Here is a 17333-nt window from a genome sequence, read left to right as displayed (position 1 = left end):
CACTCGCGGTGACATCGCTGGCGCTCGGGTCTACTTCAGGCCCGAGCGCACGAACGCGTTGACGATGTGGCGCTGCAACAGCAGATAGAGTACGAACACCGGCAGGCACGACATACCGGCGAGTGCCATCATCGCACCCCAGTCGGTGCCCTCGGCGGTCATGAAGCTCCGAAGCCCGAGCTGGACAACCGAACTCGTACGCTGCAGGACAACCGCAGGCCAGAAGTACTCGTTCCAGGCGTTGATGAACAGCAGGATCGACAGGGCGGCGAGAGCCGGCCGGAGGTTGGGGACGACGACGGTCCACAAAATGGTCCACGACGTACGGCCGTCCATGCGGGCCGCGGCGATCAATTCCTTCGGGAACGAATCCATGTGCTGGCGCAACATGAGTACCGCCAGCGCCGAACACAGGGTGGGCATCATGACGCCGACAAGGGTGTTGAGCATGCCGAGCTGCTGGAGCAGAACGTAATTGGGGAGCATGGTCACCTGGAAGGGGACCAGCCAGGTCCCGACGAAGGCAACGAACAGCAGGCGCTTCCCGCGGAACTCGTACATCGAGAAGGCGTAGGCGGCCAGCAGGGCGATGAGCAGTTGGGCGATCGTCGACCCGGCGGCGACGGCAAACGTGTTGGCCAGCAGGGTGACCACATGTGTTTGCGCGGCGGCATCGGCGTAGTTCTCCAACGAGAGCGGCCAGGGTACCGGGCGCAGGGAGTACTGGTCCTCGGGGCGGCGCAATGACGTCGCCACGAGCCAATAGATGGGAAATCCGCACACCAGCGCGATACTCGCGAGCACGAGATGTCCGCGCACGCGGGCACCGGTGCCCCGGTCGTGGTGTGGTGTGGTGTGACTACTTGTCGTCATGGAAGGTGACCCGTTCGGAGAGGCGGACGAGGATGGCGGCGAGGACGCCGAAACACAAGAAGACAACGATCCCGACCGCCGCGCTCATGCCGGCGTCGAAGGTCTGGAAGCCGTACTCCCACAGCAGGTAATAGATGTTGGTGGTGGCTCCCGATGGGCCACCCTGGGTGAGCGTGTCGACCAGTGGGAAGGTCCACTGGGCGCTGAGCAACACGGTCAGCAATGCCAGTAGGACCAGCGACGGCGACAACAGGGGCAGGGTGATCCAGCGGTCGATCTGCCCGCGGGTGGCGCCGTCGACCCGGGCGGCGTCGTGGTAGTCGGGGTTGATGCCGGAAATGCCGGCCGAGACCACGAGCACCGCGAAACCGAGGACATGCCAACCGGTGATGACGATGATCGCCAGCTGCGCGGTGCGGGTGTCGTTGATCCAGTTCACGTGCAGACCGAGAACGCGATTGATCGCGCCGGACTCGGGCTCGCCCAGCCAGCGCCACACCGCGGCCGAGGCGACCGGCGCGACGAGGAACGGGGCGAAGATGATCGCCTGATAGAACACCCGCATCCGGCCGGTCACGTGACGGGTCGCCAACGCCACGATCACCGGCAGGATGAGTGAGAACGGAAGCAGCCCGACGATGATCTCCACTGTGCGCCAGAGTGAGTCGCCGACCTCCGGCACATCGACGAGGCGTCGGTAGTTCTCGGTGCCCACGGCGACCATCGGGCTGGTGGGCAAGAGATTCCAGGAATAGAAGGACAACTGCACGGCCTGCGCCAGCGGCCGGTAGGTCCAGATCACCAGCATCGCGAGCGCGGGGGTGAGATACAGATACGGGGTGGCCGAACCGATCACGCGTCGTGCGCGCGCGGACACCCCCGAGCGCCTTCCTGCGGAACCGGCGCCAGGAACGGAGTCGGCGCCAGGCGCGGGATCGGTGGGCGCGGGATCGGGCCGGATGTCCGTGGGCCGGGTGTCGGTGGGTTCTGAGGTGCTCGGCGCGGGCGGTGACTCGACGAACACTCTCCTCACACCTCGTGCGCGAGTTCGCGCAGTGTGGCCAGTGTCTGCTCCTCGTCGGTGTCGTAGACGGCGGTGGTCGGCGTCTCCTCGACGGCGGTCGCCACCACCGAGCCGTCGAGTACATCGACCCTGGTGAATCCGTAACCGACCCAACCGCGGTGCCGACCGAGTGGAGCGAACGGATCGATCCGGTACGACATCGCCGGACCGATCCAGATCGGAACACCCGCCAGCGCCCCGGTGCCGGTGAGATGTGCGTGGCCGCACAGGATCATCCGAACCTCGCTGCCGGCGATCACCTCGGCGAGATCTTCGGGATCACGCAGTCGCAGCGCGTCGACGGGATCGATCGCCGATCGCAGCGGCGGGTGATGCATCGCGAGCACCGTGGTGCCCGAGCGGCTCGGTGTTGCCAATTGTGCTGCCAGCCAAGACAGTTGATCGGCGCTCAGTCCGCCGTCGTGTCGGCCCGGAAGGGTGCTGTCCATCGTGATCACACGCACGTTCGCGAGGTCGGCAACGGTGTCGAACGAGGGCCCCGACGGGTCGGAGCTGCTCGGCTCGGGTACCAGTTCAGTCCGAAAAGCGCTGTGTGAGTCGTGGTTCCCCAGCGCATAGATGATCTGTGCGTCCAAAGTCGCGGCGGCCGGTTCGACGATCTCGCGAAGCCGACGATAGGCGAGTGGATCACCGTTGTCGGTGAGGTCGCCGGTCAGCAGGAGCACATCGACGGTGCGCCCGGTCGCGATGATGCGATCGAGGACGGTGCGAAGGTTGTCCGCGGTGTCGACGACATCGCGGACCAGGCAACCCGGCGCGACGATATGGGTATCGGTGAGGTGGACGATGGTGCAGTCGGGTGTCATCAAAAGCCGTCCTCAGCTCGCCGGGAGAAGGCGCGTCGATTGGTTCTGGGCGTCGGTGAGCACGACACGTGGGTCGGCGCCCTGATACACCGACGACTCGACCGCGGTCATCAGATTGGTCTGAATCTGTTTGTAGCTGTTGCCCGGCATCGACATCCAGGGCTTGATCTTCTCGAGTTGCTCCAGATTCGGGGTCAACAGCGCTCGATTCTTCGAGGCCCAATCGGCGAGGTAGGCAGGATCATTCACCAGTCCGGTGCGCAACGGAAGGTAGCCGATGCCCTTGGCGATCGTGGTGAACGCCTCATTGCCGGTGAGGTATTCGATCAGTTCCCAGGCAGCGCGCTGTTTGGCCGGGTCCTTCGCAAAGGTGTACAGCGCCACACCCGAATTGGTGGGTACCGGCGTGTGTCCGGCGAAGGCCGGCAGGGGTGCGGCGCGCAGCTCCCACTTGCCCTTGGCGCCCTTGAGGAAGGTGGCCTGCAGCGAACTGCTCTCCAGGATCATGCCCATGTCGCCGCGCGCGAAGGCCTCGTATCCCTGCTGTTGCGTGTAGACGGGGGTGGCACCGGACTTCACCATGTTCTGCGCCATCGTGGTCACGGTGAGTGCGGCGGGATCGGCGAACGACAACGTCTTGCGGTCGTCGGAGATCACCTGTCCGCCGGCGGAGCGAACGAGGCTCTGGTAGCACCAATCGGTCGCCGACTTCGTCAGACAGTCGAGGTAGGCGCCACCCTTTCCGGTCTTGGTGGCAATGGCTTTGGCGTCGGCGGCGACCTCGTCCCAGGTGGTGGGCGGCTTGGCCGGGTCGAGCCCGGCGGCTCGGAACAGGTCGGCGTTGTAGTACAGCACCGGTGTGGACATGACGAACGGGATGCCGTAGGTGACCCCGCCGGAGTCGCCCAACGTCCGCACCGCCGATGCATACGGGTACTTGTCGCCCTGGAAGTTGGCCTGCACGGCTGCCTCGCCGAAGAGCGTGGACAACGGCTTCGCGCCGAGCTGATGGATGGTGAAGTCGAAATCGCCGAAGCCGAGTTGGGCGACGTCGGGCGGAGAACCGGCGACGGTCTGACTCTGCACGCTGGACACGGCGTCACCGGCCGGATTCGGGCTGTTGCCCTGCGGCTTCTGCGCCTTGACGGTGATGTTGGGGTGTTGCTTGGTGAAGTTGGCGATCAACGTGTTGAAGGTGTCGGTCCAGGCGCCGGCCAGACCGTAGTTGTAGCTCTCGAAAACGATGGAGACCTTCTGATCGGGACCGAGCTCGGGGACGGCCGAGGTCGTCGTGTCGTCCGATGAACTGCCCATGCTGCAGGCGGAGGCGAACAGCGTCACCGCCGAGCACACGGCGACGGCACTCACCAGATGACGAAGGGGGAGATGGGTTCTCATGACAGTGCTCCTTGGGAGACGAATGGTGTGGCGGGTTCGGTGAGATCGGATGTCCGGGTGGGTGGAGGGCAGGGGGTGGGGTCCCAGTGCAGTCGGCGTCCCGACACCCGGTCGAAGAGGTGCACGTCTTGCGGGGCGATGGCGAGCCGCACGGAATCGCCTTCCCGGACGCCGCACGGACGCGCGACGCGAGCCTGCAAAGCCGTGGATCCGACGCGCAGGTGCACGACCTCGTCGCTGCCGAGGTTCTCGATCGTTCCGACGCGCGCACCGACCTCGATCGCGTCCGTCGGCCGCGGTGCTGCCGCGGCGATCAGCCGTATGCGTTCGGGTCGGATGCCTGCGGTGACCGGTTGCGCGGAGTAGTCGGTCGGTGCGGGCAGTTCGAGCGGAACCGTCAGGCCGCCGGCGGCGACGACGACCCGGCCGTTGCGGCCGCCGGCGACTGCGTCGAACAAACACATCGGAGGAGCGCCGAGAAAGGCTGCCACAAACGAGGATTCGGGACGATCGTACAATTCCGTCGGCGTTCCCACCTGTTCGACCCGACCGGCATTGAGCAGCACGATGCGGGTGGCCATGGTCATGGCCTCCACCTGGTCATGGGTGACGTAGAGAAACGTCGCCCCCATGCGGCGATGGAGGTCGATGAGCTCGGCACGGGTGGCCGAGCGCAACTGGGCGTCGAGGTTCGACAGCGGTTCGTCCATCAGGTAGGCGCCCGGCTTCTGCACCATCGCCCGGGCGAGGGCCACCCGTTGGCGCTGGCCGCCGGACAGGTCCGCCGGCCGCCGGTTGAGTAACGGTGTCAGTTGGAGTGACTCGGCGGCGTCGGCCACCTGCGCGGCGATGTCGGAACGTCGAAGCCGCCTGGTACGCAGCGGAAAGCCGATGTTCTTCGCGACGGACAGATGCGGATAGAGCGCGTAACTCTGGAAGACCATCGCGAGGTTGCGCTCGCGCGGCGACGTGCCGGTGACATCGCGTCCGTCGATCCGGACCGAACCCGATGTCGGCTCGGAGAGCCCCGCGATCGTCCGCAGCAAGGTGGACTTGCCGCATCCGCTCGGCCCGAGGAAAACGATGAACTCCCCGTCGCCGATCGTCAGATCCACCGATTCGAGTGCCCGCGAATTGCCGAATGCCTTTGTCAGGGAGTCCAGCTCGATTCGGCTCACTGCTGCTCCGGTCGGCGCGTACCGATTGCCGTGTCGAACCACCCGGCAACCTGGGTGGCGAGCGCGGGTGAATCCTTCAGCCAGGCGAAATGGTCGCCGGAGCGGATGGGTGCGCTGCCGGACACGTGCCAGTGGCTCACCGAGGCCGCAGGCATCCGGCGGGCGAGATGGTCGACCGTGCTCTTGGGGCCCAGCGGATCACCGGCGAAGGAGATCATCAACACCGGGCGCTGCAAGGTGCGCAACGCGGCGTTGTAGTCGATATCGGAACCACGGACCCGGTACCGACCGGTCAACGCCTGCATCGACCAGTCGGTCATCACGCCGCCCGCCATGGGTGCCGGTATCGCCACGCCACCGGGCCACCGTTTGGTGGTGCGCGAGACCGCCCCGATCCACTGGGTCTGCCACAGGATCTCGAACCGGCGGCGGCGATCGAACGCCTGCCAGAACACCGTTCCCGTGGCGACAACGGTGACGCTGCCGATCGCATCCGGATGGGCGGCGGCGTACAGCAGTGACAACTGGCCGCCGAGGCTGTGGCCGACGAGGTGGACGACGTCGGTGCCGGTGTGCTCGCGGAGGCGGTCGATGATCGCCGGGAGATCGATCTCCAGCATCTCCCGATACCCGAAGTTCGGTGCGTCGGCCAGTGCGGGCCGGGACTCGCCCTGGGCACGCAGGTCGCACGTCGCGACGGCAAAGCCCTGTGCGGCAATCGCATCGGCAAGTCCGCGATAGTGCTTGCCCTTCATGCCCATCGCCGGGAGCACCAACACCGTCGGCGCGCCCGGGTCGGGCGACAGGTGCAGCCGGAACGAGGTGCCGTCGGTCGTGACGACGTCGAGGACCTCACGGGTTGGTGCCGGTGCGCTGGTCATCGGCTGTTCCCGGGGGTGGCCGCAACGACGTCGCACACATAGTCGAAGACGAGCTTCGCGGTGACGACCCCGGCGTCGTCGAGGACGACCGCCTTGGCGGTGATGTCATGGCGCCCGCCGTCGTCGGCGGTGAGCACCGATCGCAGTTCACGCTCGTCGATGTGGGCAACCGCGCGGATCGCGCCGAGCGCCGGACGGCGATAGGTGACGGTGGCGGCACGCAGGACCAGACGTTCGATCGTGTACAGCCGCGGGGCGGCAGCCCCGATGAAGGCCAACGCGCCGGCGATGTCCGCTGCGGTGAACTGGGCCCCCGCATGGACGGTCCCCATGTGATTGGTGACCGACTCACCCGCTGCGATGGTGACCACGGCCTGCTCCGCCGAAATCTCGGTCACGGCGGTGCCGACGAGCTCACCGAAGGGGACCAGGGCGGTGGCAACCGAGCGCAGGTACTCGTAATCGGGTGCGGTGAAGTCGAGTTGGGGGAAGGCCGCGGCGAAGTCGGTCAACACGCGTCCTTCCCCGGATTCAGTCGCGGTCTCTGCGGTCACAGCAGTCCTCCTTGGGACGTTTCCGGTCGGGAACACAGATCAGTGTCGGCGGTCGGCCGCCGCTGGCGGGTGATCGATAGAGACTGCCAATCGCGCGAACAAAGGGCAGCGCTCCGTGATGCGGCCGTCTCGAATCCCGGTCACCGTGGTGATGTCGCCAATCGGCGAATGTCGCCGGTCGAGGAGATCCGATGCCCCCGCAATCCACCGCCAACGCAGCCCTGTCCGTGGTGGTCGAGACCCGTCGCCGGCTGACGCCGGACATCGTCGAGCTGGTCCTGACCCCACCCGGCGGATCGGCTCTGCCGACGTGGGCACCGGGCGCCCACATCGACGTCGACGTTCCCGGGATCGGTCCGCGGCAGTACTCCCTGTGCTCGTCGCCCGCCGACAATGACAGATATCGGATCGCGGTACTCCGCGAGATCGACGGTAGGGGCGGCTCGATCACCCTGCACGAGAGCGTCGTCGTCGGCGACGAGTTGCGTATCTCGATGCCGCGTAACAACTTCGCGCTCGCCGACGCCGATCGCCACGTCTTCGTGGCCGGCGGCATCGGCATCACCCCGCTGTTGCCGATGATCGCCGATCTCGCCTCACGGGACTCGGAGTGGGAGTTGCATTACGGCGGACGATCCGAAGAATCGATGGCCTACCTCGACGAACTGAGGGACCACGGGGCCCGGGTGCACGTTCGTCCACAGGATCGACTGGGGCCGTTGCCGGTTGCCGACATCCTTGCCGACGCGGGCCCGGGTACCCGGGTCTACTGCTGCGGCCCAGCAGGTTTGATCGCAGCGGTCGAGGACCTCGCGGGTCCCGATGTCGCGGTGCACACCGAACGGTTCACCCCGAAGCAGATCGTCGAGGATGACGGCGCCCGGGCCTTCACCGTGTGCCTGGCCAGTTCGGGGCTCACGGTCGACGTCGGCGCCGACCAGAGCATCCTCGATGCGCTGGAGGCGGTGGGGGTGTCGCCGGTGACCTCGTGCCGCGAGGGCACCTGCGCGAGCTGTGAGACCGGGGTACTCGAGGGTGAGATCGTCCATCGGGATTCGGTGCTCACCGCCGCGGAGCGGCAGGCGGGGCGATCCATGATGGTCTGCGTGTCGCGCGCAGCGTCGGACAGGCTGGTGCTGGATCTATGAGCTTCTTCGGCAAGGCCTATGAGCCGTTCGTGCCCTTCGGAGGCTCGGATCCCGATTTCGCCAAGTTGCGGGAGGTGGCCAACGGCCTGGCTCCACATACCGAACACAACGACATCCGCATCATCGACCTCGATGCCGAGCGCGCGGTGGCGCAGATCCCCGATGTGACGCATCTGCACAACCACGTGGGCACGGTGCACGCCGCCGCACTGTATCTGGGTGCCGAGTTCTGTGCTGCAGCAGCGTTTGTCGGCACCGCTGCCGCCCACCTGGAGCGGGTCGAGTGGATGGTCGTGCGGGACTGCCGCGCGGTCTACACCCGCCCGGCGACCGGAACCATCACCGCCACCGCCGCCGTCGACCTCCGTGCGGTCCGGGAACTGGCCGCCCGTGGCGAACCCGGACGCCTCGACGTCGATGCGAAAGCGGTCCTGCGCGACCCGGGCGGCGCAGTCGTCGGCAAGGTCTATTTCGACTATGTCTGCCAGATTTCCTGAGAACCCATCCACGCAGTGATCAACGAGGTGAATCCGTCATGGTCCACTCCGCCGCGTCGTCCGAGAACATCGGCGTGCCGTCCTCGACACCGCCCGAACCGAGAAAGAAGACGATCAGCAACCCCTACATCCATCGGTTGCAGCGCAGGCACTTCCTGCTGTTCGACGTCCTACCGATCATCGGCACCGCCGTCGCGGTCGGCTTGCTCTGGGTGATACCGGTACCGACCTCGGCGTGGGTCTCACTCGGTGTGATGTGGTTGCTGACCGGACTCGGCATCACCGTCGGGTACCACCGTCTGTTCACCCATCGCACCTTCAAGGCCGCGCCGGGAGCGGTTGTCGCGCTGGCGATCGCGGGCTCCATGGCCGGACAGGGGCCGGTGATATCGTGGGTCGCCCTGCACCGGCGACACCACGAGTGCAGCGACCGCGACGGTGATCCGCACTCGCCCAACCTCTCCGGCGACGGATTCCGGGGTGCGCTGCGGGGGCTCGTCCATTCGCACTTCCTGTGGATGCGGCGTCACGAGTACCCGAACGTGATGCATTACGCCCCCGACTTGTTGAAGAATCGCGCACTGTTGCGTATTTCCCGCCACTACCACCTGTGGGTGGTGCTCGGTCTGGTCATCCCGGCGGCGATCGTCGGCGTGATGGAATGGAGCCTCACCGGCGTACTGATGGGCTTCCTGTGGGGCGGTCTCGTCCGGATATTCGTCCTCGAGCACATCGTCTGGGCGATCAACTCCTTTCTCCACATGTACGGCACCCGGCCATACGAGTCACGTGAGAACAGCCGCAACGGAGGGGTTTTCGCGCTCGTCACACTCGGTGAAGCCTGGCACAACAATCACCACGCGTTTCCCGACTCCGCATCGTTCGGATTGAACTGGTATCGCGTCGACCCCGGTTACTGGCTGATCGTCGTACTGTCTGCGTGCGGTCTGGCCACCGATGTGGGGGTGCCGTCACCGCAGCGGCGTGCCGCCAAACGTATCCGGACGACGCCGGCGGGGGCGGGCGCGGGCGACGTCCGCGGTGGCGACTGATCAACTCTGCACCCTCAGTTCCATTCGTGTCCAGAAGTTTTCGCTCCAAGAGCACCTGCGCTCCAAGAGCACCTGCCCCGTCCCGCACCCTGCGGGCCTGCGCAATCCACTCGAGCCTGCTGAACCCAGGAGGGACCATGAACATGCCCCAGCCCGACGGACCGATCGACACCGCGCCGTCGTCGGAGCCGATCACGCGCGAGAGCATCGTGCGCTGGTGTCGCGAGTACCTCGCAGACCTGCTGGAGACCATGCCGGAATCGGTCGACCCGGATGCCGGATTCGATCGGCTCGGGCTGGATTCGGCACACGCCGTCGCCCTGCTGATCGAGGTGGAAGCGCGTTACGGAGTGGAACTCCCGTCCGAGGCCTTGTTCGACAACCCGACCATCAGTGCGGTGTCGAACCATCTGTTCGAGCACCTCGATGCGGCGGCGGGGCAATGACCGGTGCGGAAATGACCTGTGGGGAAACGACCCTGACGCCCGGCACCGGCGCAGTGACCGGTGAGCGCAGGCGTGGCGAGGCCGCCGAGGCCATCGCGTTCCACTACGACGTCGGCAACGACTTCTATCGCCTCTGGCTCGACGCGGATCAGAGTTATTCCTGTGCCATGCCCGAGAGTCCGGGTGACGACCTCGACGCCGCGCAGTCGCGCAAGGTGCGATATCACCTCGACGCGATCGGAATCGGGAACGCGCACCGGATTCTCGACATCGGATGTGGCTGGGGCGCGCTGCTGCGCCAGGCCGTAACGCACCCCGGAGTGACCGAGGCGATCGGACTCACGCTCAGCGTGGAACAGGCCGCCCACATCCGCGCACTCGGCGAACCCCGGATTCGCGCCGAGGTCACCGATTGGGCAGAGTACCGGCCGCCGCATCGTTTCGACGGCATCGTGTCGGTGGGCGCCTTCGAGCACTTCGCGCGGCCCGATGAGAACATCGAGACGCGCCGCGCGGTCTATCGAGCATTCTTCACCCGATGCCGCGACTGGCTCAACGATGACGGCGCTCTGTCGCTGCAGACCATCGCGTATGCGAACATGTCTGCGATGCAGGCGAGTTCGTTCATGCAGCGGGAGATCTTCCCGCACGCCGAACTGCCCACCTTCGCCGATATCGCGGTTACCGCGGACGGCATCTTCGAGATCGATCGCGTGACCAACGGTCGCCTGGACTACGCCTGGACCTGTGCGCAGTGGGCGCACCGGCTGAGGCAACGACGTGACGAGGCGACCCGCATCGTGGGCGAGGACACGGTCGATCGTTACCTCCGTTACCTGACGATGTCGGCGCTGGGGTTCCGTATGGGGAAGATCTGTCTGCTGCGCTTGGTGTTACGGCCGTACCGGCGCAGCTACTTCGTGTCGGAATCCGCACCGCGACATGACCTGGACGTGGACAAGTGACGGCCACGACTCCGCGTTTCAACCCGCTTGCACCGGGATTCCGGATGGACCCCTACCCGCTGTACGCGGCGCTCCGGGAAGCCGAACCGGTACACCGCACCCTCGGGATGTGGGTGTTCACGGCGCACAACGACATCCGTCACCTCTTGCGCGACAACGGATTCAGTTCCTCGTTGATTCCCGATGAGGTGGCCGGACGGATCGATCGACTGCCACCGCACGCACGGGCGGACGCCGCTCGGATCGTTGACCTCGGACGGACCTCGTTGGTGTTCACCGACGACCCCGCACACGCGCGGTTGCGCGCGCTGGTCAACCGGGTCTTCACCCGTCAACGAATCGAGGGGTTGCGACCGGTCGTGGCGCAGCGGGTGGACGACATGCTCGATCGCCTCGATATCGGCGTCCAGGCGCTGACCTTCGATCTCATCGCGAGTCTCGCGAGCCCGCTGCCGAGTGCGGTTCTCGTCGACTGGATGGCGTTGCCGCCGTCGCTCGCCTCGGTGGCACCGGAGTGGACCCACGAGGTACGCCGGTTACTCGAGCCGGGACGGATGTCGGTCGCCGACCTCACCCGGGTGGGACGCGTCGTCGGTGACTTCGCCTCGGCACTGCGCGCGCTGGTCGACGAACGGACCGATCAGCACGGCGACGACCTGATCAGCGAGCTCGCGCGGGTATCGGTGGGCCACGGCGATCGTCTCTCGCAGACCGAGCTCGCCTACATCTGCATCATGTGTTTCGTCGCGGGTACCGAAACCACAACCGCCCTGTTGGGCAACGCCGTTGCCGCGCTGCTCACGCATCCGGAACAGTCGGCCAAGCTCGCCGCAGCACCCGAGCGTGCCGGAGATGCCATTCGCGAGACGCTGCGCTACGACAGCCCGTTGCAGATGACCAAGCGGGTCGCACGCGCCGAGAGCCGATACGGCGGACAGGTCATCCGGTGTGGAGACCAGGTGTTGTTGTGCCTCGGTGCAGGTAACCGGGACCCGGAGGTCTTCGACGCCCCGAACGAATTCAGTATCGACCGCGGAGCCGATATGCGCTCGGCTGCCTCACATCTGGGGTTCGGACACGGAATGCACGGTTGTCTCGGCGCCGCTCTCGCCCAACTGATCGCCCAGACGGCACTGGAGCGGGTGTGGCGGCGCTTGGAGCTGACGCCGACGGGCATCGCGCCGACCTGGCAGACCGAGAGCTTCATCATGCGCGGACCGAGCGCGTTACCCGTGAGGGGAAGATCACGATGATGTCCACCATCTCGCATCACATCGAGGAGCCGCCAGGACTCTGGCTGCGGCCGATGCCGGACACGCACCGCGTGAACCGTGGGCGCGCCCACACCAGAGTGGTGATGGTGCCCCACGCCGGCGCGGGCGTGTCGACGTTCACCCGTTGGGGCGCTTGCTTCCCCGCCGGTCTCGAGGTGTTGCGAGTGCAGTTGCCGGGGCGGGAGGATGTGCGTCATGCGGCCCGGGCGACCTCGGTATTCGCCGCAGCCACCACCCTGGCCGGCCAGCTGTTGGCGTTGCCCGAGATACCGACGGTGGTGTACGGGCATTCCATGGGTGCGGTCATCGCCTTCGAGCTCACCCGGTGCCTCCTCGCTGCCGGTCGGTCGCCGATCCATCTGTGCGTCTCGGGGCGGCGCGCTCCTCACCTCCCCGCCAGCCGCCCGCCGCTGCACGAACGCGACGACGAGGAACTCCTCGCCGGGCTCGCCGAACTGTCCGACACCTGGCACCTACTGGCACGAACGCCGGAATTCCTCAGTGACGCCTTGGATCTGGTGCGATATGACCTGGCGATGGTGGAGCAGTACCGATATGTCGCCGGACCGATCCTCGAGGACGGTGGGGTGGTACCGCTCCCGGTACCGATCACGGTGTGCCACGGCAACCGTGATCCGCTCGTCGATGCCGACGAGGCGTGGTCGTGGTCGGCACATACCGCATCGGGTTTCGCCGGGCACACGTTCGCCGGTGACCACTTCTTCCCGCAGCAACACCGGGATCGCCTGACCGCACTGTTCGTGTCGCCGCCATCGACTGCGGAGCCGGCGGGGTCATGATCGGCCACGACGATCCCGAACGGCGGGGCGCGTTCCTGCCCGACGTGCTCATGACCCGCGCGCGGACGGCGCCGGACCGGGTTGTCTATGTGTTCGTCGACGAGTCCGGTACGGAGGTCGATCAACTCGACCACGCAACCCTGCACCGTCGTGCCGTCCGGATCGCGGAACGATTGCGGCGGCAATGCGTGCCCGGCGACCGAGCCCTGCTGGCGTTCCTTCCCGGCCTCGACTTCATCGCCGCCTTCTTCGGGTGCATGTATGCGCGTGTCGTCGCGGTACCGGTGGCGCCGCCGCTGCCGACCCCGACCGCGGGGCCGAGCGCGATTCGGAATGTGATCGCCGACGCCCAACCCGCAATAGTGTTGACCGACAAGGTATCCGACGAATTCTTCGGCGAGACTTTGAGGACGCTGTGTCCGGTACCGCCCATGTGGGTCGATGACCTGACCGACAGCGATCTGACCGACAGCGATCTGACCGACAGCGATCTGACCGACAACGGGGTGGTCGATGACGTACCCGCCGATGAACGATCGGCCATCCCGTATGACTCCACGCACGCCGCGGATCCGGTGGACGCCGACGACGTCGCACTCCTGCAGTACACCTCGGGCTCAACCGGTGCGCCCAAGGGAGTGATGGTGACGCATGGCAACCTGCGCGCCAACCAAGAGATGATCCGCGATGCCTTTGGTCATGACGAGACATCGGTGGTCGTTGGTTGGGCCCCCTTCTTCCATGATCAGGGCTTGATAGGAAATGTGTTGCAGCCGCTGTATGTCGGTGCCCGAGCGGTTCTGATGTCGCCCATGACCTTCATCCGTCGGCCACTGCTGTGGCCGACGCTGATCTCGCGGTATCGGGCCACCACCAGCGGAGGGCCGGACTTCGCCTACGCGGCCTGCGTGGCGCATGCCCGTCGTACCGGATTGCCGGCCGATCTCGACCTGACGAGCTGGACCGTCGCCTTCAATGGAGCCGAGCCGATCCGCTCCGACACGATCCGCAGCTTCGCGGCGGAGTTCGCGCCCCACGGATTCGACGCTCGCGCAATGTATCCGTGTTACGGGCTCGCCGAGTCGACCCTGTTGGTCACGGCGTCCCGTCCGGGTCGTGGGCCGCGCACGCTGCGAGCGTCCGCAGCGGACCTACAACATCGACGTTACCGTCCGGATTCGGCCGGGACCGAAGTGGTGGGGTCCGGAACAGCGGTGCGGGGCAGCGTGATCCGCATCGTCGACCCGGACAGGCGCGTCGGCCTCCCCGACGGCGTCGTCGGGGAGATATGGGTCTCCGGTGAGCATGTGTGTGCGGGCTATTGGCACAATCGCCCCGCGACCGAGGCGTTGTTCGGGGTGATCGTCGGTGGCGGTGATCCCATGCTGCGCACCGGTGACCTCGGGTTCGTCGTCGCGGGCGAACTGTACGTGGTGGGACGCATCAAGGACATGATCGTCATCCGTGGTCGCAACTTCTATCCCACCGACATCGAAAGAGCGACTGTGGGAGCACATTCGGCGCTCCGTCCGGGCGGCTGCGCGGCGTTCGGGTGGGCCGAGGAGTCATCGGGTGGTGACACTCCTGCCGAGGAGGTGGTCGTGGTCGCCGAGATCCGGGCCACGCACCGAGACCTCGACGCGGCGGAGGTGCGTTCGGCGATCCGTGCGGCGATCCGGGCCGACCTCGGGATCACTGTGCTCCGTATCGGACTCATCGCCGCCGGCGAGTTGCCCAAGACGACCAGCGGAAAGGTGCGGCGCCGAGCGGCACGTGCCCTCTACGACAATGACGGGTTCACGCCCGTCGGAACGGAGTATCGATGACCACCACCACGACGTCCGACTCGCCGGATCCCGCCGCCGCCGAGGCCATCAGAGCCGTCCTGGACGCGATGCCCGCGGCACGTGCGCTGGGCTTCGCGATCGAGTCACTCGGAACCGGCGCCGCCACGCTTCGACTGGCGGTTCGCCCCGATCACACCCAGCACACCGGACACGTTCAGGCGGGCGTTCTCGGCGCTCTCGCCGATTACGCAGCAGGCGCGGCAGTGGCGACGTTGCTGCCGACGGGCTGGGCGAACGTCACGCTCGACTACACCATCAAGATCGTGGCGCCCGCCCCCGGCCCGCAACTGAGCGCGCAGGGAACCGCGGTGTCGGCGGGTCGAACCATCTCCGTCGGTCGCGCCGACATCTTCGATGAGGACGGAAATCTCTGTGCGACTGCGTTGTCGACGTTTCGTAACGTTCGGTTGGTGCGGTGAACACGCGCATCGATGCCGGCGGGATGGATCTGTTCGACCCGGCGTTTGCGGTCGATCCACATACCGCGTATCGGAGGTTGCAGGCGACCGCCCCGGTTGTCGTTCACCCGCAGGGATTCTGGCTACTGACCCGCTACGCCGATGTCGCGGCGCTACAGCGGTCCGGACACTCCGTGCAAGAGAGCGCACTTCGCCATATTCCCGATTTCAAGAGCGACAGCACCCGACTGGGCGATGAGAACCGCATGATGCGCGGATTGTCGTTGCTCGATCGCGACCCGCCGGACCATTCCCGACTCCGGCGGCTGGTCGGTACGCCGTTCACCCGATCAGGTGTCGCCGCACGTATGGACCGGATCAGCCGACTCGCCGATCGCGCGCTCGACCGTGTGGCCGCTGCGGGCACCATCGATCTGATGCACGAAGTCGCGTTCACCATGCCGTACGAGGTGATCTCGGAGATCCTCGGGGTGTCCGGGGTCGACACCGAACGGTTCCGAGAACACATCGGTACGCTCGTGCTCGGGCTCGAACCACTTGCGGAGCCGGCCACCCAGGCCCGTATTCGAGCGGCCAACGATGAGTTGACGGCGATGACCCGTGATCTGGTGCGGCGCAAGCACTCCGATCCCGGCGATGATCTGCTGACCGCCCTGATCGCGGCGGAACGCGCGGGTGAACTCACTGGTGACGAGTTGGTCGCCCAGGTGATGTTCGTCCTGATTGCCGGTCATGAGACCACGGTCAACCTCATCGGCTCCGCGGTGGCAACACTTCTCGCGCATCCGGACAGTATTGCGATGGTGCGGCAGCGACCCGATCTCGTGACCAATGTGGTCGAAGAGGTTCTGCGGTTCGAGCCGTCGGTGCACCTGATGCGACGGGTCACGACCGCGCCCCTCGACGTCGAAGGAGTGCGAATCCCTCTGGGCTCGTTCGTGATCGGCGTCATCGCCGCGGCCAACCGGGACCCCGCCTTCTGGGGTGGGGATGCCGCGACGTTTCGTCCTGATCGGCCGCTGGCGCACCGTCATCTGTCGTTCGGTGCGGGGATTCACCATTGTCTGGGTGCGGCGCTGGCGCGGGCCGAAACCGCGGCTTTCCTTTCCGGATTCATCGAGCGGTTCCCCCGCGCACGGCTGGATTCGTTGTCCTGGAACGGGCGACGCAACATCCGCGGTCCGGAATCGGTTGTGGTGACCGTCAGTTGACCGAACCGAGGTGGTCGGCCAAGAGCGCCGACACGGTGTCCGGTTGCTCGAGAACGCTGCTGTGGCCACACCCCGGTAACAGGTGCAGTGTTGCTCCCGGAATGGCCGCGGCGACCCGGGAGGCCTCCACCGGAGGTGTTGCCACGTCGTTCTCGGCGCCGATGACCAGGGTCGGGGTGGTGATCAGCGGCAGCTGGGAGGCCACGGCATCTCGTGCCACGACACCCGCCACGACGCGTCGCAGGGTGGCCCGACGGGCGGTGGACTGTTGGGTGGTCGCGAGTCGGGCGAACCATTCGTCACCGATGCGCTTGCCACGCGCGGTGTCGACGAACCCACGACCGAAGAGCTTGGACTCCAGCAGGTGTCGAAGTGGCCGAACACCGGTCAGCTGCTGTATCCAGGCCATGGCGGTGTAGTCGATGGCGGATCGGGCTGATTCGTTGCGCGCCATGGTGTTGAGGAGGGTCAGCGAGCGGAGCAGTTCGGGATGACGCAGGGCGAGCCGCATCCCGACGTAGCCACCCATCGACAGTCCGACGTAGTGCACGGGACCTGTTGCCAGGTGCTCGATCACCCCGAGCGTGTCGTCGGTGAGCGTATCCATGTCATAGGCGGAATGGTGGCCCACGCTGGCACCCTGGCCGCGCCAGTCCGGGCGGATGCAGCGGAACCGCCCGCGCAGCGCGGCCACCTGATCGTCGAACATGGTGCCGTCGAACAACAGCCCGTGACCGAAGAGGATCGTCTCCGTCGGGTCCGCGGCCCGCGGTACGCCGGAGTCCCGACAGGTGATGGTCGCGTTCGGCATGTCGATGGTGTGCACGGTGTCCACCGGGAGAGTATCGCGTGCCGAGGAGACGTCGTGCCGCATCGATCGGCGTCGTGAACGCCCCGATC

The 17333-nt window shown here is 66.4% G+C and carries 18 protein-coding genes; 10 read left to right on the top strand and 8 right to left on the bottom strand.

The window, feature by feature from the left end; genetic code table 11:
* Positions 1–30 precede the first annotated feature (30 nt).
* The 7 genes from AC5ZH6_RS20410 to AC5ZH6_RS20380 all read right to left on the bottom strand — a co-directional run bounded on the left by AC5ZH6_RS20410 (position 31) and on the right by AC5ZH6_RS20380 (position 6774).
* Positions 31–873, bottom strand: coding sequence for a carbohydrate ABC transporter permease (locus tag AC5ZH6_RS20410; RefSeq protein WP_210739428.1), 843 nt, complete (start codon positions 871–873; stop codon positions 31–33).
* The gene (locus tag AC5ZH6_RS20405; RefSeq protein WP_006368359.1) at positions 860–1750 is read right to left on the bottom strand and encodes a carbohydrate ABC transporter permease; all 891 of its coding nucleotides are present in this window, start codon (positions 1748–1750) and stop codon (positions 860–862) included. The genes AC5ZH6_RS20410 and AC5ZH6_RS20405 overlap by 14 nt, the downstream gene beginning before the upstream one ends.
* Positions 1751–1902: 152 nt before the next feature.
* Positions 1903–2763 (bottom strand): metallophosphoesterase, encoded by an 861-nt coding sequence (locus AC5ZH6_RS20400; RefSeq protein WP_006368360.1) that lies wholly within the window; start codon positions 2761–2763, stop codon positions 1903–1905.
* A gap of 12 nt (positions 2764–2775) precedes the next feature.
* Complete coding sequence (locus AC5ZH6_RS20395; RefSeq protein ID WP_006368361.1) at positions 2776–4161, bottom strand: ABC transporter substrate-binding protein; 1386 nt, start codon at positions 4159–4161, stop codon at positions 2776–2778.
* Entirely contained in the window at positions 4158–5339 is a 1182-nt protein-coding gene (locus AC5ZH6_RS20390; RefSeq protein WP_006368362.1) for an ABC transporter ATP-binding protein, read from the bottom strand. Before AC5ZH6_RS20390 ends, AC5ZH6_RS20395 begins: the two co-directional genes overlap by 4 nt.
* Positions 5336–6220 (bottom strand): alpha/beta hydrolase family protein, encoded by an 885-nt coding sequence (locus tag AC5ZH6_RS20385; protein WP_006368363.1) that lies wholly within the window; start codon positions 6218–6220, stop codon positions 5336–5338. The genes AC5ZH6_RS20390 and AC5ZH6_RS20385 overlap by 4 nt, the downstream gene beginning before the upstream one ends.
* Complete coding sequence (locus tag AC5ZH6_RS20380) at positions 6217–6774, bottom strand: DUF4442 domain-containing protein (protein ID WP_006368364.1); 558 nt, start codon at positions 6772–6774, stop codon at positions 6217–6219. The genes AC5ZH6_RS20385 and AC5ZH6_RS20380 overlap by 4 nt, the downstream gene beginning before the upstream one ends.
* 191 nt (positions 6775–6965) lie before the next feature.
* Between AC5ZH6_RS20380 and AC5ZH6_RS20375 the strand changes: the two genes are divergently transcribed.
* The 10 genes from AC5ZH6_RS20375 to AC5ZH6_RS20330 all read left to right on the top strand — a co-directional run bounded on the left by AC5ZH6_RS20375 (position 6966) and on the right by AC5ZH6_RS20330 (position 16433).
* A complete protein-coding gene (locus AC5ZH6_RS20375; RefSeq protein ID WP_006368365.1) occupies positions 6966–7922 on the top strand; it encodes a PDR/VanB family oxidoreductase in 957 nt (318 codons plus the stop codon).
* The gene (locus AC5ZH6_RS20370; RefSeq protein ID WP_006368366.1) at positions 7919–8419 is read left to right on the top strand and encodes a DUF4442 domain-containing protein; all 501 of its coding nucleotides are present in this window, start codon (positions 7919–7921) and stop codon (positions 8417–8419) included. The genes AC5ZH6_RS20375 and AC5ZH6_RS20370 overlap by 4 nt, the downstream gene beginning before the upstream one ends.
* Before the next feature lie 38 nt (positions 8420–8457).
* Positions 8458–9471 carry an acyl-CoA desaturase gene (locus AC5ZH6_RS20365; protein ID WP_006368367.1) on the top strand — a complete coding sequence of 338 codons (1014 nt, stop codon included), beginning with the start codon at positions 8458–8460 and terminating at the stop codon, positions 9469–9471.
* 137 nt (positions 9472–9608) lie between these two features.
* Entirely contained in the window at positions 9609–9917 is a 309-nt protein-coding gene (locus tag AC5ZH6_RS20360) for an acyl carrier protein (protein WP_006368368.1), read from the top strand.
* Positions 9914–10882, top strand: coding sequence for a class I SAM-dependent methyltransferase (locus AC5ZH6_RS20355; protein ID WP_020170336.1), 969 nt, complete (start codon positions 9914–9916; stop codon positions 10880–10882). The genes AC5ZH6_RS20360 and AC5ZH6_RS20355 overlap by 4 nt, the downstream gene beginning before the upstream one ends.
* On the top strand, positions 10879–12135 hold the full coding sequence (locus AC5ZH6_RS20350) for a cytochrome P450 (RefSeq protein ID WP_026919914.1): 1257 nt from the start codon (positions 10879–10881) through the stop codon (positions 12133–12135). Before AC5ZH6_RS20355 ends, AC5ZH6_RS20350 begins: the two co-directional genes overlap by 4 nt.
* Positions 12132–12956, top strand: coding sequence for a thioesterase II family protein (locus AC5ZH6_RS20345; protein WP_006368371.1), 825 nt, complete (start codon positions 12132–12134; stop codon positions 12954–12956). Before AC5ZH6_RS20350 ends, AC5ZH6_RS20345 begins: the two co-directional genes overlap by 4 nt.
* Positions 12953–14782 (top strand): fatty acyl-AMP ligase, encoded by a 1830-nt coding sequence (locus AC5ZH6_RS20340; RefSeq protein WP_020170339.1) that lies wholly within the window; start codon positions 12953–12955, stop codon positions 14780–14782. The genes AC5ZH6_RS20345 and AC5ZH6_RS20340 overlap by 4 nt, the downstream gene beginning before the upstream one ends.
* Positions 14779–15222 carry a PaaI family thioesterase gene (locus AC5ZH6_RS20335; protein ID WP_006368373.1) on the top strand — a complete coding sequence of 148 codons (444 nt, stop codon included), beginning with the start codon at positions 14779–14781 and terminating at the stop codon, positions 15220–15222. Before AC5ZH6_RS20340 ends, AC5ZH6_RS20335 begins: the two co-directional genes overlap by 4 nt.
* Entirely contained in the window at positions 15219–16433 is a 1215-nt protein-coding gene (locus tag AC5ZH6_RS20330) for a cytochrome P450 (RefSeq protein WP_020170340.1), read from the top strand. Before AC5ZH6_RS20335 ends, AC5ZH6_RS20330 begins: the two co-directional genes overlap by 4 nt.
* Here the strand turns inward: AC5ZH6_RS20330 and AC5ZH6_RS20325 are convergent.
* Positions 16426–17268: an alpha/beta fold hydrolase gene (locus AC5ZH6_RS20325; protein ID WP_231386608.1), complete on the bottom strand. Its 843-nt coding sequence runs from the start codon at positions 17266–17268 to the stop codon at positions 16426–16428. The two genes, AC5ZH6_RS20330 and AC5ZH6_RS20325, sit on opposite strands and share 8 nt — an antisense overlap.
* Positions 17269–17333: the final 65 nt, after the last annotated feature.

Source organism: Gordonia sp. YC-XJ4, from assembly GCF_059511865.1.
Note: the sequence above shows the minus strand (reverse complement) of the source record. Positions and strands in the feature narration are given on the sequence as shown.